We start from the raw sequence: 21,010 nt of genomic DNA on the forward strand, positions 1-21,010 counted from the left end.
CCGCCGGCCGCCCACGACGAGGCACGAGGGAGCTAATGCGTGTAGTCGTAGACGCACTGGTCGAACGGGTCGTCGTCGCGCAGCAGGTTGTCGATGTAGCCGTCGAGCGTGCACTGGACGATCGCCTGGGCGTGGGTGAGCAGGTCGTCGACCGGCGGGATCGAGGTCGAGGGGAGCGGCGGCAGGCTCGGGGCCGGCAGGCCGCCACCGCCGCCACCGCCGCCCGTGGGCAGGCCGGGGTCGGCCGGCTGGGTCGGCGCCGGCGACGGCTCCTGGCTCGGCTGCTCGCTGGGCTGCTCGGGGTCGGTGGTCTGGGTGGCGTGCGGCTGGCCATGGTGCTTCTTCGGGCCCTTGCCGCTGCTGTGGGACTGCGCCGGGGCGGGCACGAGGTAGCCGGCCGACGTGGTGCCGTTGGGCACCGAGGTGAACTCGCCGTCGAGGTAGGCGTTCATGATCGACAGCACCAGGTCGACGTAGGCGGTGCTGTGGTTGTAGCGGTAGACGGCCGCCCGCTGGCCGGACGGCGTCGACAGGTCGTCGGGGCCGGAGCACAGGTAGACCGCGGTGGCGAGCGCCGCGTCGTCGATGTCCTGCGGGTTGCGCTCGCCGTCGCCGTCGGCGTCGACCCCGACGACCGACCAGGTCGAGGGGATGAACTGCATCGGACCGATGGCCCGGTCGAAGCGAGCGTCGGCGTCGTACTGCCCGGCGTCGGTGTCGGCGATGCGGGTGGTGCCGTGGGTGCCGTCCAGCGCGACGCCGAAGATGCCCGGCTTGGCCACGCCCTGGGGGCTCAACGTGTTCCCGTTGGTGCGGCCGTGGTCGGACTCGACCCGGCCGATCGCCGCGATCAGCTGCCAGGACAGGTGGCAGCTCTTGTCGGCGGCGTTGATGACGGTCTCGGCGCGCTGGTAGGCGGCCAGTGCGGCGGACGGGATGCCGGAGGTCGAGGCGGTCGAGACGATCCGGTCGCCGTTGCCGGGCACGCCGGGAGCCACGCCGCCGGCGGTGGAGACGCTCGCGGGGGCCTTGATCGCGTCGGTCGGCACGTGCGAGCCGTCGGGCAGCGAGGCGTCCGGCTGGGTCTCGGCGCTCGCGGTGGCCGTCCCCGCGCCGACGCCCGCGATGCTGGCCGTCCAGGCGGCGGACAGCAGCGCCAGCGGGACCAGCGCCATCGCCTTGTGGGCGCGGCCGAAGCGCGCGGTGGACCGAGAAGTCGGCCTGGTCGTCGACATGTGGCTCTCTCCCTGTTCCCTCGTCCGGTGCTCCCTCAAGCCCGGGTGGAACGACCAACGAGTGGTGTCACACACAGTTACGGTACGTCGCCGACCCCGCGGCGTGTCCAGTCCCGTGCTCGTCCCCCGACAGGACGTTCCTTCCCGCGGAGCATGACGCTGAAACACGTTCTCGGGGTCCGGGGCGGACCTGGCGCCCGCCCGGTTGGCGCCCTCAGGGACAATGACCCGGTGACCGTCGGCGCCGCCCTGCCCACCGCTGCCTCCGAGGCGCTGTTCGAGCGCGCCCGGGCGGTCACCCCCGGCGGCGTCAACTCGCCGGTCCGCGCGTTCAACGCGGTCGGCGGCACCCCCCGGTTCATCCGCTCCGCGAGCGGCGCCTGGCTCACCGACGCCGACGGCAACGAGTACGTCGACCTGATCTGCTCGTGGGGTCCGATGCTGCTCGGCCACGCCCACCCCGAGGTGCAGGCCGCGGTCGCCGCCGCGGTCGCGCGCGGCACGTCGTACGGCGCCCCCACCGAGCCGGAGGTCGAGCTGGCCGAGGAGATCGTGGCGCGGACCCCGGTCGACCGGGTGCGGTTCGTCTCCTCGGGCACCGAGGCCACGATGTCGGCGATCCGGCTGGCCCGGGGGTTCACCGGCCGCGACGTCGTGGTCAAGTTCGCCGGCTGCTACCACGGCCACGTCGACTCGCTGCTCGCCTCGGCCGGCTCCGGGCTCGCGACGTTCGCGGTGCCGGGCACCCCCGGCGTGCCCGAGTCGTCGACCGCCCTCACGCTGGTGCTGCCCTACAACGACCGCGCCGCAGTCGAGAAGGCGTTCGCCGAGCACGGCGACCGGATCGCCTGCCTGATCACGGAGGCCGCGCCCGGCAACATGGGCGTGGTCCCGCCCGAGCCGTCGTTCAACGCCTTCCTGGCGCAGACCTGCGCCCGTCACGGCGCGCTGTTCGTCAGCGACGAGGTGATGACCGGGTTCCGGGCCTCCCGGCAGGGCCACTGGGGCCTCGACGGCGCCACCGAGGGCTGGCGGCCCGACCTGATGACGTTCGGCAAGGTGATGGGCGGCGGGTTCCCCGCCGCGGCCTTCGGCGGCCGCGCCGACGTGATGTCCCGGCTCGCGCCCGAGGGGCCCGTCTACCAGGCGGGCACGCTCTCGGGGAACCCGATCGCCACCACCGCCGGCCTCACGACCCTGCGGCTGGCCACCGACGAGGTCTACGCCCACATCGGTGCCGCCGCCGACACCATCAAGGCCGCGGTCTCCGACGCGCTGAGCCGCGCCGGCGTCGCCCACGCCGTCCAGGCCGCGGGCACGATGTTCTCGGTCTTCCTCACCGAGGGCCCCATCCGCTCCTTCGACGACGCGTCGCGCACCGACGGCGCGGCGTACGCCGCCTTCTTCCACGCGATGCTCGACCAGGGGGTCTACCTCCCCCCGTCGGCCTACGAGGCGTGGTTCCTCTCCTCCGCCCACGACGACCGCGCGGTGCAGACCGTGCTCGATGCCCTGCCGGCCGCCGCCCGCGCCGCGGCCGCCGCCCAGCAGTAGGAGCCCCTTCACGTGAGCCAGACCCCCGACACCATCGTCCACCTGCTGCGCCACGGCGAGGTGTACAACCCCGACGGCATCCTCTACGGACGCCGGGACGGGTTCCACCTCTCCGACCTCGGCGTGCGGATGGCCGAGCGGGTCGCCGAGTCGATCAAGGACCGCGACATCGTCCACCTGCGCTCCTCGCCGCTCGAGCGCGCGCAGGAGACGGGGCGGCCCCTGGCGCAGGCCCGGGGCCTCGAGATCGTCACCGACGAGCGCGTCATCGAGTCGACGAACAGGTTCGAGGGTAAGCGGTTCGCCGGGGGCCAGAACGCCTTGCGCGACCCGCGCTCCTGGCTGCTGCTGTGGAACCCGCTCCGGCCGTCGTGGGGCGAGCCGTACAAGCAGGTGGTCGCCCGGATGATGGCGGCCGTCGACGACGCCCGCGAGGCCGCGCGCGGCCACGAGGCCGTCGTCGTCTCCCACCAGCTGCCGATCTGGATCACCCGGCTCGCCGCGGAGAGGCGGTCGTTCCTCCACGACCCGCGGCGGCGGCAGTGCACGCTGTGCTCGCTGACCTCCTTCCACTTCGTCGGCGACCGGTTGACCCAGGTGAGCTACTCCGAGCCCGCGGGCGACCTGATCCCCGTGCAGGACAAGAAGGCGCCGTTCTCGGCCGGTGGTGCGCCCGAGCAGCGCAGGCCCTGATGTCGCGACTCGGTGGTTCGAGGCTCCGGCGCGGGCTGGGTGCGGCCGTCGTCGGCCTGCTGCTCCTCACCGGGTGCTCGTCGCTGCAGAGCACCGGTGACAAGGGCTACATCAGCGGCGAGGGGACCGTGCGGATCCTCGACCCCTCCGATCGGGGCGACGCCGTCGACCTCAGCGGTACCTCGCTCACCGGCGACCCGATCGACGTCGCCGACTCCCGCGGCCGGGTGGTCGTCGTCAACACCTGGTGGTCCGGGTGCGGGCCGTGTCGCAGCGAGATGCCGATGCTGACGCAGGCGGCCGACGAGCTCACCGGGAGCGCCGACTTCCTCGGCATCAACATCCGCGACTCCAGCGCCAGCCAGGGACAGGCGTTCATGCGCCGCGTCGGTGCCGACTACCCCTCGATCTACGACCCGACCGGCAAGGCGGTGCTGGCGTTCGCCGGCAAGGCCACGCTCTCGGCGATCCCGACCACGATCGTCCTCGACGCCGAGGGCCGCGTCGCGGCGGTCATCACCGGGGAGATCCCCTCCCGGCAGACGCTCGTCGACGTCGTCGAGCAGGTGGCGGGCGAGAGCGCGGGGGAGGCCGCGGATGGGTGAGTGGTTCCAGGAGACCGCGTTCTCCGGGTCTCTCGTGCTCGCCGTCCCGGTGGCCCTGATCGCCGGGCTGGTGTCGTTCTTCTCGCCGTGCGTGATCCCGCTGCTCCCCGGCTACCTCTCCTACGCGACCGGGCTCTCCGGCGCCGACCTCGCCACCGGCCAGGCCGGCACCCGCCGCGGCCGGATGCTGCTCGGCTCGGTCCTGTTCGTGCTCGGGTTCTCGGTCGTCTTCGTCATCCTCGGCACGCTCTCCGGGGCGCTCGGGTCGTGGCTGATCAGCTGGCGTGACCAGCTGACGTTCGCGCTGGGACTGCTGACGATCGTGCTCGGGCTGGCGTTCGCCGGGTGGCTGCCGTTCTTCCAGCGCGACTGGCGGGTGCACTCGGTCCCCGCCGTGGGATTGGCGGCCGCGCCGCTGCTCGGGTTCCTCTTCGGCCTCGGGTGGACGCCCTGCATCGGCCCGACGCTGAGCGCGATCACGACGCTGTCGTTCAGCGAGTCGACCGCCGGTCGCGGCGCGCTGCTGTCCGCGGTCTACGCCCTCGGCCTCGGGCTGCCGTTCGTGCTGGCCGGACTGGCCTACGAGAAGGCACTCGCCACCGTGGGGTGGGTACGCCGCCACCAGGCCTGGGTGATGCGCGCCGGCGGACTGATGCTGGTCGCCGTCGGCGTACTGCTCGTGACCGGCTGGTGGGACCAGGCCGTCACCTGGCTCCAGCTGCACCTCGTGAACTCCTCGGAGACCCCGGTATGAGTGCTCCGACCGACACGGCCCTGAGCACCCGGCCGCCCGAGGACGACCGGCGTCCCGGCGAGCTCACCTTCCGCGAGCTGCTGCGCTGGGTGTGGCGCCAGCTCACCTCGATGCGCACCGCGCTGATCCTGCTGCTGCTCCTGGCGCTGGCCGCCGTCCCCGGCTCGATCATCCCGCAGGAGGGCGTCGACTCCCTCAAGACGTCGAGGTGGCGCACCGACCATCCCAAGCTCACCCCGATCTACGAGCGGCTCGGGCTGTTCTCGGTCTACGACTCGCCGTGGTTCTCCGCGATCTACCTGCTGCTGATGATCTCGCTGGTCGGCTGCATCATCCCGCGCGCGTTGAAGTACTGGCGGGGGATGTGGGCCGAGCCGCCGGCCGCGCCGCGCAACCTGACCCGGCTGCCCGACCATGCGGCGTACCACACCGCCGCCTCTGCGGACGCGGTCCTCGAGCGCGCGCGGACGGCCCTGGGGCGGCGCCGCTACCGCCTCTCGGCGGCCGGTGACGCGGTCGCGGCCGAGCGCGGCTACCTGCGCGAGGCCGGCAACCTGCTCTTCCACCTCTCGGTGGTCGTCGTGCTGGTCGGCTTCGCGCTCGGTGGGCTGTTCGGCTACAAGGGCGGCGTGGTGCTGCTCGTCGGCAAGGACTACGGGTTCTCCAACAACCTCACGCAGTACGACGACTTCGACCCCGGCAGCCTGTTCCGCGACAGCGACATGGAGCCGTTCTCGTTCTCCATCGACGACTTCAGCGTGGACTGGCTGACGACCGGCCCCCGCGCCGGCATGGCCCGCGGCTTCGAGTCGCACCTGACCTACCGGGAGTCGCCGGGCAGCGCGGAGAAGACCTACGACCTCAAGGTCAACCACCCGCTGAGCATCGGCGACACCGACGTGTTCTTGATCGGCCACGGCTACGCGCCCGTGATCACGATCCGCGACGGCCAGGGCGAGAAGGTCTACAGCGGGCCGACGATCTTCCTGCCCACCGACCAGACCTTCCAGTCCATCGGCGTCGTGAAGGCGCCCGACGCCCGGCCGGAGCAGATCGGGCTCGAGGGCGCGTTCTACCCGACCGTCGCGTTCTCCAAGCAGACCGGCAGCTACTTCTCGCTGTTCGGCAAGCCGCTCGACCCGTTGGTGTCGATGCTCGTCTACACCGGCGACCTCGGCATGGACGAGGGACAGGCGCAGTCGGTCTACAGCCTGGACAAGTCCCGGGCCACGATGCTCAAGAAGGCCAACGGCGCGCCGTACCGCATCGACCTGCGCCCCGGCGAGCAGGTCACGCTGCCCGACGGCCTCGGCACGGTCAGCTTCGACGGGCTCGAGCGCTGGAACAAGATCCAGATCAGCCAGACGCCCGGGAAGTGGATCGCGCTCGCCGGGGTCGTGCTGGCCCTGGTCGGCCTGCTCGGGTCGTTGTTCATCCGTCCACGACGCGTCTGGGTTCGCGCCCGTCGCGACGGGGAGGGCACACTGGTCGAGGTCGCTGCGCTCGACCGGTCCGGTGGCGGCGACGTCGAGACCGTCGTGGCCGATCTCGTGCAGGCCCTGCAGCAAGATCCGGAGGAGAAGCGTTGACCGACGTGCAGTGGGAGAGCCTGAGCAACTGGGCCGTGGCGGCCAGTGGGACCGTCTACTTCCTGGCCCTGCTGGTGCACCTGGCCGAGTGGGCCTCGCTCCGCAAGGTCCCCGTCCCCGCGGCGGCCGCGTCGGTCGCCTCGGTCGACATCCCCGGGGGCGTCGCCGTCGCGACCGGGCCGGAGGGCGAGGACGACGCGCAGGTCCGGCGTACGGAGTTCCTCGGCCGACTGGGCTACCTGCTCACCGGCCTGGCGGTGCTCGTGCAGCTGGTGGCGCTCGTCGGCCGCGGCATGGCCGCCGACCCCGACCGGGTGCCGTGGGGCAACATGTACGAGTTCACGCTGACCGGCACCTTCGTCGTCGCCGCGCTGTACGTCGTCCTCTACCACCGGTTCCGGCTGGCCTGGATGGCCCCGATCGTGCTCGCGTTCGTGCTCAGCGTGCTGATGGTCGCCGTGATCTGGCTCTACGCCCCGGTCGCGCCGCTCACCGAGGCGCTCTCGTCGTACTGGCTGGTGATCCACGTGGTCTCGGCCGTGATCGCCACGGGCGCGTTCACCCTCGGCGGGATCAGCTCGGCGCTCTACCTGGTCAAGGCCCGGGCGCGCGAGCGCGAGTCCGGCTACGTCGCCCGGCTGCCGAAGCCGGAGGTGCTCGACCGGGTCTCCTACCGCCTGCACGCGTTCGGCTTCCCGGTGTGGACGTTCGCGGTGCTGATCACCGGGCCGATCTGGGCGCACCAGGCCTGGTCGTCGTACTGGAACTGGGACCCCAAGGAGGTGTGGGCCTTCATCACCTGGGTCGTCTACGCGGCGTACCTCCACGCCCGCACCACCGCCGGCTGGAAGGGCCGCAACGCCGCGATCCTGGCCCTGGTCGGTGTCGCCACGCTGTGGTTCAACTTCATCGGGATCAACTACTTCTCCTCGACCAGCCAGCACTCCTACGCCGGCGGCGCCCCGGCGCTCGTCACGGCCACGAGCGGTGTGCCTGGCCGCTGATCGGCCTCGACACGCCGGTCGCGAGCTCGTTCCTCGCTCGCGCGGCTGGTCGACCTGGCTCCTGAGCCCCGGTCCTCGCAGGCTCGGACTGGATCGAGGCTCATTCCGGGTCCTCGGGGTGTTTGCGGCGCCGGTCGAGGTCGCGCAGGAACTCGGGGTCGTCGTCGGGGCCCATGACCCGCGGGGGCGGCTGCGGGCGTCGCGGCGGCTGCGGTGCGAGGCCGCGCCGCTGGAGCAGCCGGACCGTGAGGTAGACCGCGACCCCGAACAGGATCACCACGAGCAGCAGCTTCAGCACCCCTCCAGGGTAGGCGGTGGCTGGTCACGCCTACCCTGGAGGCGTGAAGGAGTTCTGGGTCTACACCCTCTTGCGTCTCGCGCTCTTCCTGGGCTCGCTGGGCATCGTGGTCGGTGTCTGGTTCCTGATCGACGACTCCGTGCCGCTGCTCTGGGCCATCGTGATCGCGTTCGTGCTCAGCGGCGTCGGCTCCTACTTCCTGCTCAACGGACCGCGGGACGCGTTCGCGCGCCGGGTCGAGAGGCGCGCGGAGCGGATGAGCGCGAAGATCGAGGAGCTGCGCACCAAGGAGGACGCGGACTGACCCTCGGGGCGCGCGCCGCTCAGTCCTTGCGGCGCTCCAGGCGCCGCTCGATGCGGCTGCGCGGCTGGCCGAGGATCTTGGCCAGTAGCGGCACCCGGAAGCGGTACGCGACGATGCCCGCCACGACGAGCAGCAGGATGATCCACAGCATGTCGCCAGCGTACGCCGGCGCCGGTCACCCGGCGGCGACGAGCGCCGCGGCGACCAGCGCCGCCCACAGCAGCTCGGCGAGGCCGGTCCGCTGGAGCACCGGGATCAGGCCCGGCCCGGTCGCGCCGCCCGCGACGGTCCGCGCCGCCGGGACGCCGAGCAGCAGGAAGCCCAGGCCGACGAGCACCCACCAGGTCGTCGCCGCGGCGACCGCGACGACGGCGACCGCCGCGAGCACCACGAGCAGCACGTAGAGCGTGCGGGTCCGCCCGTCGCCGAGCACGACCGCCAGGGTCCGCTTGCCGGCCACCGTGTCGGTGGGGATGTCGCGCAGGTTGTTGGCGACAAGGATCGCGCACGCGAGCGCGCCGACCCCGACCGCGGCGTACAGGCCGGCCCACTCCCAGCTCTCGGTCTGCACGTAGGTCGTCCCCACCACGGCGACCAGCCCGAAGAACACGAACACCATCACCTCGCCCAGGCCGAGGTAGCCGTACGGCTTCGAGCCGCCGGTGTAGAACCACGCCGCGAGCACCGACACGAGGCCGACGGCGACCAGCCACCACGCGGTGGTGGCGGCGAGCACCAGTCCGGCGACCCCGGCGACGCCGAACGCCAGGAACGCGGCCCGCTTCACCGCGGCCGGGGTGGCCGCGCCCGACCCGACCAGCCGCATCGGGCCGACCCGGTCGGCGTCCGTGCCGCGGATGCCGTCGGAGTAGTCGTTGGCGTAGTTGACCGCCACCTGCAGCGCGAGGGCCACCACGAGGGCGAGCAGCGCCTTCCACCACACGAACCCGTCGGCGTACGCCGCGACGCCGGTGCCGGCGAGCACGGGGGAGACGGCCGCGGGCAGGGTGCGGGGCCGCGCGCCGGCGAGCCACTGGTCGGGAGTTGCCACGACCGGAGATTCAAGCATCAACCGGACCGTCTAGCCTCAGCCAGGTGGGCCAGGTGGACGAAGTGGTCGGTGAGCTGGCCGGGTGGCTGGCGGCCGACGACCCGGCGCCGTGGGTCGTGGAGACGTCGGGCTCGACCGGGGCGCCCAAGCGGGTGCTGCTCTCCCGGGCCGCCGTGCTCGCCTCGGTGCGCGCCTCCGCCCGCCGCCTGGGCGCCACCGGGCCCTGGCTGCTCGCGCTGCCCGCGGCGTACGTCGCCGGCCTCCAGGTCGTGTGCCGATCGCTCGTGGCCGGCCACGAGCCCGTGCTGCTGGACCGGCACGACTCGTTCGCCGCGGCCGCGGCGGCGATGGGCGCGGGCGACCGGTTCGTGTCGCTGGTCCCCACCCAGCTGCACCGGCTGCTCGATACCGACGCGGCGAGCCTGCGCACCTTCCACACCGTGCTGCTCGGCGGCGGCCCGATCGACCCCGGGTTGCGCCGCCGCGCCGACGCCGCCGGCGTGCACGTGGTGGCGACGTACGGCTCCGCGGAGACTGCCGGCGGCTGTGTCTACGACGGCTACGCGCTGGACGGCGTCGCGGTGGCGCTCGAGGCCGACGGCCGGGTGCGGATCGCGGGCCCGACGCTGTTCGAGGGGTACGCCGGTGACCCGGACCTGACCGCCGGCGTGCTGGTCGACGGCTGGTTCCGCACCGCGGACGCCGGCCGCTTCGACGACGACGGCCGGCTGCACGTGCTCGGCCGGATCGACGACGTGGTGGTCAGCGGCGGCGTGAACGTCCCGGCCCCGGCGGTCGCCGCCCGCCTGCGCGAGCACCCGGACGTGGCCGCGGCCGAGGTGCTCGGCGTGCCGGACGAGGAGTGGGGCACCCGGCTGGTCGCGTTCGTGGTCGGACCGCTCTCGCTCCAGGCTGCCCGCGACTGGGTCGCCGAGGCCCACCCGCGCTCGTGGGCGCCGCGGCAGCTGGTCGCGCTGGACGCGATCCCGCTGCTCGGCAACGGCAAGCCCGACCGGCTGGCCCTGCGGACCCGTGCCCTCGAGGAGCCCTGATGATCGTCTGGTCGGTCCCGATGCGGACCCGGTTCCGCGGCATCACCGTCCGCGAGGGCACGCTGATCCGCGGCGAGTCGGCGTGGGGCGAGTGGAGCCCGTTCCTGGAGTACGACGCCGCGGTCGCCGAGCCGTGGCTGCGCTGCGCCGAGGAGGCCGCGGCCGGCGACTGGCCAGCGCCGGTGCGCGACCGCGTGCCGGTCAACGTCACCGTCCCCGCGGTGGGCCCCGAACGGGCGCACGGGATCGTCCGCGCCGGCGGCTGCCGCACCGCGAAGGTCAAGGTCGCCGAGCCGGGCCAGGCCCTCGCCGACGACCAGGCGCGGCTCGAGGCGGTGCGCGACGCGCTGGGCCCGGACGGCCGGGTGCGCATCGACGTCAACGGACTGTGGGACCTCGACACCGCGGCCGTCTCGATCCCGCTGCTCGACCGCGCCGCCGGCGGCCTGGAGTACGTCGAGCAGCCGTGCGCGAGCGTCGAGGACCTGGCCGCCGTACGCCGCCGGGTCGGCGTGCCGATCGCCGCCGACGAGTCGATCCGCCGGGCCGCGGACCCCTACCGGGTGCGTGACCTCGAGGCCGCGGACGTGGCCGTGCTCAAGGTCCAGCCGCTCGGCGGCGTCCGCGCGTGCCTGCGGATCGCGGAGGACATCGGCCTGCCGGTCGTGGTCTCCTCGGCGCTGGAGAGCAGCGTCGGCATCGCCGCGGGGGTCGCGCTGGCCGCGGCACTGCCCGAGCTGCCGTACGCCTGCGGCCTGGCCACCGTGCAACTGCTCGCCCACGACGTGGTCCTCGACCCGCTGCTGCCGGTCGACGGCGAGCTCCCCGTGCGGGTGCCGCGGGTCGAGGAGTCGCTCGTGCGGGCCGACCCCGATCGGGTCGCCCACTGGGAGGCGCGGCTGGCCGAGGTGCGCGCGCTGCGGGAGGATCGTCGCTCGTGACCGCCACTGCCACCGAGACCGCCCGCCGGGTCCTGACCGCGCTCCTCGAGGCCGGGGTCACCGAGATCGTGGTCGCCCCGGGTTCGCGCAACGCCCCGCTGTCGTTCGCGGCGTACGACGCCGCCACCGCGGGGCTGGTGCGGCTGCACACCCGCCTCGACGAGCGGACGGCCGGATTCCTCGCCCTGGGACTGACCCGCAGCGGCCGCCGCGCGGCCGTGGTGTGCACGTCCGGCACCGCCGTCGCGAACCTCCACCCGGCGGTGCTCGAGGCCGCCCACGCGGCGCTCGACCTGGTCGTGGTCTCCGCCGACCGGCCGGCGCGGCTGCGCGGCACCGGCGCCAACCAGACCACCGACCAGGTCGGGATCTTCGGCCCGTTGGTCCCCACCCAGGATGCGACCGGCTCGGTCGACCTGCTGGTCGCCGGACCGGTGCACCTGAACGTGCCCCTGGAGGAGCCGCTCGTCCCCGACGACCGCTGGGCGCCCGAGGTCCTCCCCGGCGAGCCGGTGCACCGGGCGATCCCCGCCTCGCTCACGGTGCTCCCGAACGGGCCCCGCACGGTCGTGGTGGCCGGCGACGACGCCGGGCCGCGGGTGCGTGTGCTCGCCGAGCAGGCCGGTTGGCCGCTGCTCGCCGAGCCGTCCAGCGGCTCCCGCACGGGCGCCAACGCGATCCGCGCCTACCGGCTGCTGCTCGACGGCGAGCTCGGCGACCGGGTCGAGCGCGTCGTGGTCGGCGGACACCCGACGCTGTCGCGCCCGGTGACCCGGCTGCTGGGCCGCGCGGACGTCGAGGTCGTCGACCTGGGTGCTTGGGGGGTCTGGAGCGAGCGCCCGTTCCCCGTGCACTCGCGGGTGCTCGGCGGGGTCGGGGTGGCCGAGCCCGACGACGCGGAGTGGCTCGAGGAGTGGCGCGCCGCCGACCGGTCGGTCTCCCGGCAGCTCGACGCCCTGCTCGCGGCCGAGCCGGAGCTGACGCCCCACGAGGTCGCCGGCGCGGTCGCCCGGGCGCTTCCGGCCGCAGGCCTGCTCGTCGTCGGGGCGTCCAGCCCGATCCGCGACCTCGACCTGATGGTGCCCCGCTACGACGTGGGGCTGCGCCGCAAGGTGGTCGCCAACCGCGGCCTGGCCGGCATCGATGGCACGATCTCCACCGCGATCGGCGCGACCCTCGGCCGCCCGCGCACCTCGCGGGCGCTGGCGCTGATGGGCGACGTGACGTTCCTCCACGACGCCGGCGGGCTCGTGATCGGTCCCGGAGAGCCGGTCCCGGACCTCACGATCGTGGTCGTGAACGACGACGGCGGCTCGATCTTCGCGATGCTCGAGCAGGGCGCGCAGGAGTACGCCGAGCAGTACGACCGTCTCTTCGGCACCCCCCACCACGTCGACATCGCGAGCCTCTGCGCCGCGACCCGCACGCCCCACTGGCGGGTCGACTCGCTGGCGGAGCTCGAGCACGCCCTCGCCTCGCCCGCGGGCGGCATCGAGGTCGTGGAGGCCGTCGTACGCCGCGACAACCGCCGCGACCTCGACGCCCGGATCCGCGCGCTGCGCCCCTGACCGAGGGTGCCGAGTCGGCGCCAATGCAGGGTGTGTGGGTGCCGAGTCGGCGCCAATGCAGGTTGTGTGGGTGCCGAGTCGGCGCGAATGCAGGTTGTGTGGGTGCCGAGTCGGCGCCAGTGCAGGCGCTGGGCCGGCATTGGCGCCGAGTCGGGGGTGGGTGGGTCGGCATTGGCGCCGAGTCGGGGGTAGGTGGGCCGGCATTGGCGCCGAGTCGGGGGTGGCTGGGCCGGCATTGGCGCCGAGTCGGACCGCGTCGCGTGCGAACCCGCCCCGCCGGGCATCCGGGACAATGTCCGGCGTGGACATCGCCCTCTTCCTGGTGGCCCTGGCCGTCGGCGTGCTCACCGGCGTCGTCGTGGCCGGCCGGATCGGGCTGCCGGCCCCGCTCGTGCTGGTGGTCGCCGGGGTGGGTGCGTCGTTCCTGCCGTTCGTCCCGCAGGTGCACCTCGAGCCCGAGGTGGTGCTGCTCGGGCTGCTCCCGCCGCTGCTGTACGCCGCCGCCATCACGTCCTCGCTGGTGGACTTCAACGCCAACCGGCGCTCGATCCTGTTGCTCTCGGTGGGCCTGGTGGTGTTCACGACCGCCGGGGTCGGGGTGCTGGTGCACGTGCTCGTCCCCGGGCTCTCCTGGCCGGTCGCGTTCGCTCTCGGTGCCGTCGTCGCGCCCCCGGACGCGGTGGCCGCGACCTCCATCGGGCGGCACATCGGGCTCCCGCGCCGGGTGGTCACGATCCTCGAGGGCGAGTCGCTGTTCAACGACGCCACCGCGCTGGTGTCGCTGCAGACCGCCCTCGGCGCGACCGTCGTCGGCGTCGAGATGTGGCGGGTCGGATTCGACTTCGTGGTCGCTGCCGGCGGCGGCGTCCTGCTCGGGCTGGCGGCGTTCGTGCTCGTCGGCGCGGTCCGCAAGCGGCTCACCGATCCGGTGCTCGACGTCGGGATCTCGTTCGTGATCCCGTTCGCGGCGTTCCTGGCCGCGGAGGAGATCCACGCCTCGGGCGTCGTCGCCGTCGTCGTCGCGGGCCTGCTGCTGGGCCACAAGGCGCCGATCCTGCAGACCGCCCAGTCGCGGATCGCCGAGCGGGTCAACTGGCGCACGATCGCGTTCCTCCTCGAGAACACCGTGTTCGCGCTGATCGGCCTGCAGGCGCAGTGGATCTTCCAGGACCTCGGAGACAGCACCCTGTCCGCGGCCCGGATCGCCGGGGTCAGCCTGGCCACGCTGCTCGCGGTGATCGTGCTGCGGATCGTCTGGGTGTTCGCCGCGCGCTACCTGCTCGTCCGGCCGCGGCCCGACGCCCTCACCGGGCAGGTGCCGCCCTGGTCCTTCACGTTCCTCATCGGCTGGGCCGGCATGCGGGGCGTCGTCACCCTGGCGGCGGCCTTCTTGATCCCCGAGGACACCGCCCACCGCGAGGTCCTGCTGGTCGTGGCGTTCACGGTCGTGGCCGGCACGCTGCTCGTCCAGGGGCTCAGCCTGCCCTGGCTCACCCGCCGCTTGCGGGTGCCGGCTCCCGACCCCCTCGACGATGCACTCGCCCGCGCGACCCTGCTGCAGCAGGCCTCCAAGGCCGCGGTCGAGGAGCTCGAACGGATGGAGTACGACGACCAGAGCGGTGTCCGCGACCTGATCCGGCAGCGGCTCGACCAACGCAACTTCGCGGCCTGGGAGCGGCTGGGCACCACCGCGGACGAGGAGTCGCCGGCCGCGCTTTACTACCGGATCCGGATGGCGATGATCGCCGCCGAGCGGGCGCGGATCCTCGAGATCCGCAGCTCCGGCACCGTCGCGTCCGAGGTCATCGTGGAGGTCCTCTCGATGCTCGACGTCGAGGAGTCGATGCTCGACAACGCCGAGCAGGCGCGCGACGAGGCGCAGCACTACGCGCGGCGGCGGTGGACCATCGGGGACACCTGCACCGACCTCGACCGGTTCCCGGCGGTCGAGGAGGAGCCCGCGACGTACTGCCAGGCCTGCCTCGACGAGGGGACCCGCTGGGTGGCGCTGCGGCGGTGCCTGGAGTGCGGCAACGTCGCCTGCTGCGACTCCTCGCCGCGACAGCACGCGACCGCCCACTTCCGGGAGTCCCTGCACCCGGTGATGCAGTCCGCCGAGCCCGGCGAGGACTGGCGATGGTGCTACACCCACCACCTCACGGCCTGACCATCCGGATCTCCCACGCGTCGAGGCCCGCATAGAGCTCGCGGGCACCATCCGCGGCGAACCCAAGGCGCGCGTAGAACGCGCGGGCCCGCGCATTGGCCTCCAGCACCCACAGCGAGCAGGGCCGCTCGGGGCGCACCGCCTCCCACAGCCGTCGTCCGAGCCCGGTGCCCCACCAGGCGGCGCGGGTGTAGATCGCGTAGAGCTCGATCGGAGCCGGCGGGTCCGCGTCGCGGGCCGGGCCGGCCACCGCGAAGCCGATCAGCTCACCGTCGGCCTCCGCGAGCACCCGGGGCGGTCCCGAGGCGAGCTGATGCCGCCACGACGCCACCCAGCGGTCGGCGTCGGCCAACCGCTGGTCGAGCAGGAGCGGGTCGACGTACGGACCGTAGGCCTCGCGCCAGCACGCCCGGTGCAGGGCGGCGCCGGCCTCGGCGTCACCGGCCCCGGCCGCTCGCAGGACGGGGGTCACCCGAGCATCGTATGGACCGCCAGGCCTGCCACGACGGCGGCGGACACCAGGCCGGTGACGAGATGGGCCCGCTGGCCGGTCGCCACCCGGCCCAGGCTCGCGCCACCTCCCGCCAGCACCAGCTGCCACGACGCGCTCGCTGCGAACGCGGCCGCCACGAACACGGCCCCCTCCGCCACCCCCGACGTGAGGTGCTGGTTGCCGAGCACGACCGCTGCGAAGTACACGACCGTCGTCGGGTTGACCGCGGTGATGCCCAAGAAGAGCAGGTACGCCGTGCGCGGCCGCATCGTCCCGCCGTCGCGCATCGTGCCGGCGCGGGCGACGGCGTGCACGGCGGTCAGACCGGCGATCACCAGGAGGACGATGCCCGAGGCGATCCGCAGGCCGGTGGCGACGGGGGACAGCGCGTCGGCCACGGCGGCTCCCGCGAGCACGGCGACCAGGGCGTAGCCGCCGTCGACGGTGGCGATGCCGAGCGCCGCGGCGGCGCCGACGCGGAACGACGTCCGCGAGGAAAGCGTCACCAGGAACGCCCCGACCGCGCCGATCGGGATCGCGATCGCCCAGCCGGTGACGAGACCGGACAGGACCACCTCGAGCACGACCGGATCATCTCGGCCGGGTGCCGTCCGAGGCCACCTGATTAGGGTGATCGCCATGAGGATCACGAAGTTCGGTCATGCCTGCGTCCGGGTCGAGCACGACGGTACGACGGTCGTCCTCGACCCCGGGGTGTTCACCGACGCCGGGGCGCTCGACGGCGCCGACGCGGTGCTGATCACCCACGAGCACCCGGACCACTACCTGCCCGACCACCTGCTCGCGACCGACGCGCCGGTCTACACGATCGAGGCGGTCGCGGCCCGCATCCGCGAGGACGCCCCGGCGGTCGCGGAGCGCCTCACCGTCGTCGCTCCCGGGGACGCCTTCGACGTCGGGTTGCCGGTGCGCGCCGTCGGCGAGCTGCACGCGGTGATCCACCCGGAGTACCCGCGGATCACCAACAGCGGCTACGTGCTGACGGCCGGCGACCGCAAGGTCTACCACCCGGGCGACGCGCTCACCGAGCCCGGCGAGCACGTCGACGTGCGGTGCGTCCCGGTCTCGGCGCCGTGGCTGAAGGCCTCGGAGGCGATCGAGTTCGCCCGGGCGGTCGAGGCCCCGCGCAACCTCGCCATCCACGACCGGGTCTACAGCGAGGCCGGACTCGGGATCGTCGACACGCACATGAACGTGTTCCTGCCCCGGGAGGGCCTCGAGTACGTCCGCCGGCGCGACGGCGAGGATCTGTAGGGGCCGGCCGTCAGCCGGCGGTGAGCGCGTCGCGGACCGGGACGAACTTGGCCTGGGCCTCGGCGAGCTCGGCGGCGGGGTCGGAGTCGGCGACGATGCCGCAGCCGGCGAACAGCCGGACCGTGCGGCCCTCGACGCGCGCCGAGCGCAGCGCGATGCCCCACTCGCCGTCGCCGGAGGCGTCCATCCAGCCGACCGGGCCGGCATAGCGGTCGCGGTCCATGCCCTCGATCTCGGTGATCAGGTCGGTCGCCACCGTCGTGGGCGTGCCGCCGACCGCGGCCGAGGGGTGCAGCGCCTCCGCCAGCTGGAGCGAGGAGACGGTGGCAGCGTCGTGCACGACCCCCGCGACGTCGGAGGCCAGGTGCATGACGTTGGGCAGGTGCAGCACGAACGGCGCCTCGGGCACGTTCATCGACGAGCAGTGCGGCTCGAGCGCGTCGGCGACCGAGCGGACGGCGTACTCGTGCTCCTCGAGGTCCTTCGACGATCGGGCGAGCGTCGCCGCGAGCGCCAGGTCGCGCTCGTCGTCGCCGGTACGCCGGATGGTGCCGGCCAGCACCCGCGAGGTCACCAGTCCGCGCTCGCGGCGCACCAGCATCTCCGGTGTCGCGCCGAACATGCCGTCGACGTGGAAGGTCCAGCACATCGGATAGGTCGTCGCGAGTCGACGCAGCGGCCAGCGCACGTCGACCGGCTCGCTGGCCGTCGCGATCAGGTCCCGGGCGAGGACGACCTTCTCGAGGTCGCCGGCGCTGATCCGGGAGACCGCGTCGGCGACGACCGACATCCACTGCTCGCCGTTCAAGGCGCCGTCGGCGAAGCTGATGGTGCCCGGGGCGGTGGCCGGCGGCACGGGACCGATGGGCGCGGCGACCTCGCCGACGGTCGTGAGCCAGGCGGTCTGACCGCGACGGCCGACGACGATGCGGGGGACGACCAGGATCGAGTCGCCCGGCTCGTCCGCGAACGCGAACGTGCCGAACGACACCAGGCCGGTGCCGGGCTCGCCGACCTCGTCGCGCACGGTGGCGCGGGCGACGGTCTCGCTCCACCACTTGGCAGCGTCGGCGAAGCGGGTGTCGCCCTGGGTGCGGACCTCGGCCGCGGCCCCCCAGCCGACGAGGCCGTCGCCGCGCCGCAGCCACGTCACGGGACGGTCGGCGGGGAGCAGGTCGAGCAGGCTGGTCGCCCGGTCGAGGTCGAGGCGGATCGTGCGGACGACGAGCGCGTCCGCCGGGGCCGGCGACGCCTGGTCGGGCGTGGGGCCGGGGGTGGGGCTGCTCGTCACGCCCCGAGCGTACTCACCAGCCCCGCCGAGTCCCGCACCCACGACCCCGGTACCGTCCTCGGACGTGAGCAGCCGCACCTCCGCCACCCGGACCCCGGCCTGGGCGGGGATCGCCTTCGGCGTGATCCTCCTCGGCATCCTCGCCGCCTTCGCGATCGGCCTCCCGAAGGCCGTCGACGACGAGCCCGGGGCGCAGACCGAGCTGACGCTCCCCGACACCTTGCCCGGCGGGTACGCCGCCGCGGACGACCCCGCGTCGTTCGCCGACGGCGACTACGCCGAGCAGGGCAAGTCCATCGCCGAGCAGGAGAAGGCCAACACCGCGTACGGCAACCGGGTGCTGCCCGAGGTCCTCGGCCACGCGGCGGCGACCCGCACCTACGTTCTCGACGGCAGTAAGGCGGTGTTCGTCCAGGTGTTCGCCGCCGAGGGCGGCGCGTTCGCCCCCAACAGCATCCCGGATCCCGAGGGCACGTCCGGGGCACCCGCGACCGACCTGGCGGCCGTCGGCGACGGGGCGTGCATCCTCAGCTACGGGCAGGGCGCCACGGGTGCGGAACCGGCCGACCCGGTGTTCAGCCAGTGCCAGGTCACCCGGCACGGCCTCACGGCCCAGATCGGGGCGTCCGACGTGCCCGCCGAGGACCTCGTCGGCACTGCCGACGACCTCCTCGACGAGCTCGCTCAGGACCGGTAGACGACCACCGTGTCGCCCTCGCGGACCTCGCCGAACAGGTGCGCGAGACCGTCGTAGTCGCGGACGTTGACGCAGCCGTGGGACGCGCCGGCGTACCCCACGGCCGCGAAGTCCGAGGAGTAGTGCACGGCCTGGCCCCCGGAGAAGAACATCGAGTACGGCATCGAGGACCCGTACAGGCGGGAGACGTGGTCGGCGTCCTTGAGGTAGACGTGGAAGACGCCCTCGCGGGTCGGGGTGCTCGCGGCGCCGAAGCGGACGTCGAGGGTCTGCCGGACGGTGCCGTCGACGACCCAGCGCAGGGTCGAGCTGGTCTTGTCGATGCACAGCACCCGGCCGGTGCGGCAGCGGCGGTCCAGCGCGCCGGGGGTGTTGCCCCGGTTGTGCAGCTCGGCGTCGGTGGGCGTGCTGGTCATCGCGTAGAGCCGGTCCAACGTGCGCTGGTCGACCTCGCCGGTCACCGGGATCTCCCGCTTGGCCTGGAAGCCCCGCACCGCGGCCGCCGTGACGTCGCCGTACGTGCCGGTGACGTCGGCGTCGAACCAGTAGATCTGCTTCAGCCGCGCCTGCAGGTCCCGGACCTCGTCGCCCTCGTCGCCCGGCCCGAGGAGACGGGGCCCCGGCTCGAGGGTCGGCGTGTGGGTGGGTGTCGGCCGGTGGGTCGGGCTCGCCGAGGGCGGTGTCGACGTGGTGGACCCGGTCGGTGACTGGCTGACGTGCTGGCTGGGGGATCCGGCGTGAGTCGAGGTGGGAGTCGAGGTGGGAGTCGGGGCGGGAGTCGAGGTGGGAGTCGCGGTGGGGGCGGTCCCGGAGTCGGCGTCGGTGCCCGGTCCGGTGGCCGACGCGGCCGGCCGGTCGGCAGGCTCCCCGTCGAGGGCGTAGCCCGCCACGAAGGCGGCGGCGCACAGCAGGGCGGCGACCGCCACGACGAGCATCAGGCGACGCGCGAGCAGCATGGAGCGCTCCTGGGGAAGTAGACGAGTCCGACATGAGGGTGACGCCGCCCGGGGCCGTTCGGTTGCACCCGGACGGCGAGTTGCGCCGGTCGTGACCAAGCCGTGACCCGGGGCATGCTCTCGGGCCCGCAGCGTGGGGGCCGTAGGCTCTGCGGCGTGGTCCGTGCAGAGCTCGACAAGCAGCCGTCCGACGTCCGCCGCATGTTCGACGCGGTCGCGCGGCGCTACGACCTGACCAACGACGTCTTGTCGCTCGGGCAGGACCGCCGGTGGCGCAAGGAGGTCATCGCCGCCGTCGACCCGCGGCCCGGCGAGCGGGTGCTCGACCTCGCGGCCGGCACGGGTACGTCGAGCCAGCCGTTCGCCGACCGGGGCGCCACGGTGGTCCCGTGCGACTTCTCGCTCGGCATGCTGCGCGTCGGCAAGCAGGCGCTGCCGCACCTGCCGTTCACCGCCGGCGACGGCACCCGGCTGCCGTTCGCCGACGGCACGTTCGACGCGGTCACGATCTCCTTCGGGCTGCGCAACATCGTCGACCCGCTGGCCGGCCTGCGCGAGCTGTGGCGGGTGACCCGTCCCGGTGGTCGGGTGGTCGTCTGCGAGTTCAGCCACCCCACGTTCCCGCCGTTCCGGACCGTGTACCTGGAGTACCTCATGCGGGCCCTCCCGCCGCTGGCCCGGGCGGTGTCGTCGGCGCCGGATGCCTACGTCTACCTGGCCGAGTCGATCCGGGCGTGGCCGGACCAGCAGGGCCTGGCGCGGATGATCGCCGAGGCCGGTTGGCAGGCACCGCAGTGGCGCAACCTGTCGGGCGGCATCGTCGCCTTGCACCGCGCTACCCGGTAGTCACTTCGAGACCTGTCGCGGCACCCATTTAGGGCACGTCGCCGTTCTCTAAATCCGCAGGTCAACGCCGGTTTCCGGGGGCCCTCGGCGGATACCCCACCCGCGCGTGCGGACGGCGAAGTGGAATGGTTAACTGTCCCTCGCGCCTCCCTCGTGATTGCATTCACAAAGTCACAATCGGGCCTCCGGCCCGCCCCGGGCGCAGCGGCACAGATCTAGAAAGGCGCGGCATGGATCTCTACACGCCTCTGGTCGTCCTGGTCGTCCTCGCGACCCTCTTCGCCCTCGGTGGCGCGGTGATGGCGTTCCTGATCGGGCCCAAGCGGTACAACCGGGTGAAGCTGGACTCCTACGAGTGCGGCATCGAGCCGACCCCCCAGCCCGCGGGCGGCGGCCGGTTCCCGGTGAAGTACTACATCACCGCGATGCTCTTCATCGTCTTCGACATCGAGATCGTCTTCCTCTACCCCTGGGCCGTGCACTTCGACGCGCTCGAGTTCTTCGGGTTGGCCGAGATGGTCGTGTTCATCGCCACCGTGTTCGTCGCCTACGCATACGTGTGGCGACGCGGCGGCCTCGAATGGGATTGAGCGTCGCCATGCACGCACCCTGCCTTCGTTGTCGTCGGTCGACGGCC

At 73.4% G+C, this 21,010-nt stretch carries 23 protein-coding genes; 15 read left to right on the forward strand and 8 right to left on the reverse strand.

The window, feature by feature from the left end:
* Positions 1–32: 32 nt before the first annotated feature.
* A complete protein-coding gene (locus tag VGD85_RS03015; protein WP_331061966.1) occupies positions 33–1,235 on the reverse strand; it encodes a lytic transglycosylase domain-containing protein in 1,203 nt (400 codons plus the stop codon).
* A 231-nt stretch (positions 1,236–1,466) separates the two neighbouring features.
* Here VGD85_RS03015 and hemL point away from each other — a divergent pair, with 231 nt between their 5' ends.
* Genes hemL through ccsB form a run of 6 tightly spaced genes read left to right on the forward strand, consistent with a single transcriptional unit; the run spans position 1,467 to position 7,434 of the window.
* Complete coding sequence (gene hemL / locus VGD85_RS03020; RefSeq protein ID WP_331061967.1) at positions 1,467–2,789, forward strand: glutamate-1-semialdehyde 2,1-aminomutase; 1,323 nt, start codon at positions 1,467–1,469, stop codon at positions 2,787–2,789.
* Positions 2,790–2,801: 12 nt separating this feature from the next.
* Complete coding sequence (locus tag VGD85_RS03025; protein ID WP_331061968.1) at positions 2,802–3,482, forward strand: histidine phosphatase family protein; 681 nt, start codon at positions 2,802–2,804, stop codon at positions 3,480–3,482.
* Positions 3,482–4,087, forward strand: a complete 606-nt coding sequence (locus VGD85_RS03030; protein WP_331061969.1) for a TlpA disulfide reductase family protein — start codon at positions 3,482–3,484, stop codon at positions 4,085–4,087. Before VGD85_RS03025 ends, VGD85_RS03030 begins: the two co-directional genes overlap by 1 nt.
* Positions 4,080–4,841, forward strand: coding sequence for a cytochrome c biogenesis CcdA family protein (locus VGD85_RS03035; protein ID WP_331061970.1), 762 nt, complete (start codon positions 4,080–4,082; stop codon positions 4,839–4,841). Before VGD85_RS03030 ends, VGD85_RS03035 begins: the two co-directional genes overlap by 8 nt.
* Positions 4,838–6,430: a cytochrome c biogenesis protein ResB gene (gene resB / locus VGD85_RS03040; RefSeq protein ID WP_331061971.1), complete on the forward strand. Its 1,593-nt coding sequence runs from the start codon at positions 4,838–4,840 to the stop codon at positions 6,428–6,430. Before VGD85_RS03035 ends, resB begins: the two co-directional genes overlap by 4 nt.
* A 5-nt stretch (positions 6,431–6,435) precedes the next feature.
* On the forward strand, positions 6,436–7,434 hold the full coding sequence (gene ccsB, locus VGD85_RS03045) for a c-type cytochrome biogenesis protein CcsB (RefSeq protein ID WP_331061994.1): 999 nt from the start codon (positions 6,436–6,438) through the stop codon (positions 7,432–7,434).
* Positions 7,435–7,534: 100 nt separating this feature from the next.
* Here the strand turns inward: ccsB and VGD85_RS03050 are convergent, their stop codons facing one another.
* Positions 7,535–7,732, reverse strand: coding sequence for a hypothetical protein (locus tag VGD85_RS03050; RefSeq protein WP_331061972.1), 198 nt, complete (start codon positions 7,730–7,732; stop codon positions 7,535–7,537).
* Between the two features lie 43 nt (positions 7,733–7,775).
* Here VGD85_RS03050 and VGD85_RS03055 point away from each other — a divergent pair, with 43 nt between their 5' ends.
* Positions 7,776–8,036, forward strand: coding sequence for a DUF4229 domain-containing protein (locus VGD85_RS03055; RefSeq protein WP_331061973.1), 261 nt, complete (start codon positions 7,776–7,778; stop codon positions 8,034–8,036).
* 19 nt (positions 8,037–8,055) lie between these two features.
* Here the strand turns inward: VGD85_RS03055 and VGD85_RS03060 are convergent, their stop codons facing one another.
* Both VGD85_RS03060 and VGD85_RS03065 read right to left on the reverse strand, forming a co-directional pair.
* Positions 8,056–8,187 carry a hypothetical protein gene (locus tag VGD85_RS03060; RefSeq protein ID WP_331061974.1) on the reverse strand — a complete coding sequence of 44 codons (132 nt, stop codon included), beginning with the start codon at positions 8,185–8,187 and terminating at the stop codon, positions 8,056–8,058.
* 24 nt (positions 8,188–8,211) lie between these two features.
* Positions 8,212–9,087 (reverse strand): 1,4-dihydroxy-2-naphthoate polyprenyltransferase, encoded by an 876-nt coding sequence (locus VGD85_RS03065; RefSeq protein ID WP_331061975.1) that lies wholly within the window; start codon positions 9,085–9,087, stop codon positions 8,212–8,214.
* A gap of 44 nt (positions 9,088–9,131) precedes the next feature.
* Here VGD85_RS03065 and VGD85_RS03070 point away from each other — a divergent pair, with 44 nt between their 5' ends.
* The 4 genes from VGD85_RS03070 to VGD85_RS03085 all read left to right on the forward strand — a co-directional run bounded on the left by VGD85_RS03070 (position 9,132) and on the right by VGD85_RS03085 (position 14,815).
* Positions 9,132–10,139: an AMP-binding protein gene (locus VGD85_RS03070; RefSeq protein WP_331061976.1), complete on the forward strand. Its 1,008-nt coding sequence runs from the start codon at positions 9,132–9,134 to the stop codon at positions 10,137–10,139.
* Positions 10,139–11,080, forward strand: coding sequence for an o-succinylbenzoate synthase (locus VGD85_RS03075; RefSeq protein ID WP_331061977.1), 942 nt, complete (start codon positions 10,139–10,141; stop codon positions 11,078–11,080). The genes VGD85_RS03070 and VGD85_RS03075 overlap by 1 nt, the downstream gene beginning before the upstream one ends.
* Positions 11,077–12,648 (forward strand): 2-succinyl-5-enolpyruvyl-6-hydroxy-3-cyclohexene-1-carboxylic-acid synthase, encoded by a 1,572-nt coding sequence (gene menD / locus VGD85_RS03080; protein ID WP_331061978.1) that lies wholly within the window; start codon positions 11,077–11,079, stop codon positions 12,646–12,648. Before VGD85_RS03075 ends, menD begins: the two co-directional genes overlap by 4 nt.
* 292 nt (positions 12,649–12,940) lie before the next feature.
* The gene (locus VGD85_RS03085) at positions 12,941–14,815 is read left to right on the forward strand and encodes a cation:proton antiporter (protein WP_331061979.1); all 1,875 of its coding nucleotides are present in this window, start codon (positions 12,941–12,943) and stop codon (positions 14,813–14,815) included.
* Here the strand turns inward: VGD85_RS03085 and VGD85_RS03090 are convergent.
* Together VGD85_RS03090 and VGD85_RS03095 are read right to left on the reverse strand one after the other, a co-directional pair.
* Positions 14,805–15,287 (reverse strand): GNAT family N-acetyltransferase, encoded by a 483-nt coding sequence (locus VGD85_RS03090; protein ID WP_331061980.1) that lies wholly within the window; start codon positions 15,285–15,287, stop codon positions 14,805–14,807. The two genes, VGD85_RS03085 and VGD85_RS03090, sit on opposite strands and share 11 nt — an antisense overlap.
* The gene (locus VGD85_RS03095; protein ID WP_331061981.1) at positions 15,284–15,892 is read right to left on the reverse strand and encodes a LysE family transporter; all 609 of its coding nucleotides are present in this window, start codon (positions 15,890–15,892) and stop codon (positions 15,284–15,286) included. The genes VGD85_RS03090 and VGD85_RS03095 overlap by 4 nt, the downstream gene beginning before the upstream one ends.
* A 55-nt stretch (positions 15,893–15,947) precedes the next feature.
* Between VGD85_RS03095 and VGD85_RS03100 the strand changes: the two genes are divergently transcribed.
* A complete protein-coding gene (locus VGD85_RS03100) occupies positions 15,948–16,583 on the forward strand; it encodes an MBL fold metallo-hydrolase (RefSeq protein WP_331061982.1) in 636 nt (211 codons plus the stop codon).
* 10 nt (positions 16,584–16,593) lie between these two features.
* Here VGD85_RS03100 and VGD85_RS03105 read toward each other — a convergent pair whose 3' ends face one another.
* Entirely contained in the window at positions 16,594–17,874 is a 1,281-nt protein-coding gene (locus tag VGD85_RS03105) for an isochorismate synthase (protein ID WP_331061983.1), read from the reverse strand.
* A gap of 64 nt (positions 17,875–17,938) precedes the next feature.
* Here VGD85_RS03105 and VGD85_RS03110 point away from each other — a divergent pair, with 64 nt between their 5' ends.
* A complete protein-coding gene (locus tag VGD85_RS03110) occupies positions 17,939–18,571 on the forward strand; it encodes a hypothetical protein (protein WP_331061984.1) in 633 nt (210 codons plus the stop codon).
* Here VGD85_RS03110 and VGD85_RS03115 read toward each other — a convergent pair.
* Positions 18,559–19,527 carry a L,D-transpeptidase family protein gene (locus VGD85_RS03115; RefSeq protein WP_331061985.1) on the reverse strand — a complete coding sequence of 323 codons (969 nt, stop codon included), beginning with the start codon at positions 19,525–19,527 and terminating at the stop codon, positions 18,559–18,561. The two genes, VGD85_RS03110 and VGD85_RS03115, sit on opposite strands and share 13 nt — an antisense overlap.
* A 156-nt stretch (positions 19,528–19,683) precedes the next feature.
* Between VGD85_RS03115 and VGD85_RS03120 the strand changes: the two genes are divergently transcribed.
* Complete coding sequence (locus VGD85_RS03120; RefSeq protein ID WP_331061986.1) at positions 19,684–20,373, forward strand: demethylmenaquinone methyltransferase; 690 nt, start codon at positions 19,684–19,686, stop codon at positions 20,371–20,373.
* A 230-nt stretch (positions 20,374–20,603) separates the two neighbouring features.
* Positions 20,604–20,963, forward strand: coding sequence for an NADH-quinone oxidoreductase subunit A (locus VGD85_RS03125; protein WP_331061987.1), 360 nt, complete (start codon positions 20,604–20,606; stop codon positions 20,961–20,963).
* Positions 20,964–21,010: the final 47 nt, after the last annotated feature.

The organism is Nocardioides sp., assembly GCF_036401255.1.
Classification (GTDB): Bacteria; Actinomycetota; Actinomycetes; order Propionibacteriales; family Nocardioidaceae; genus Nocardioides.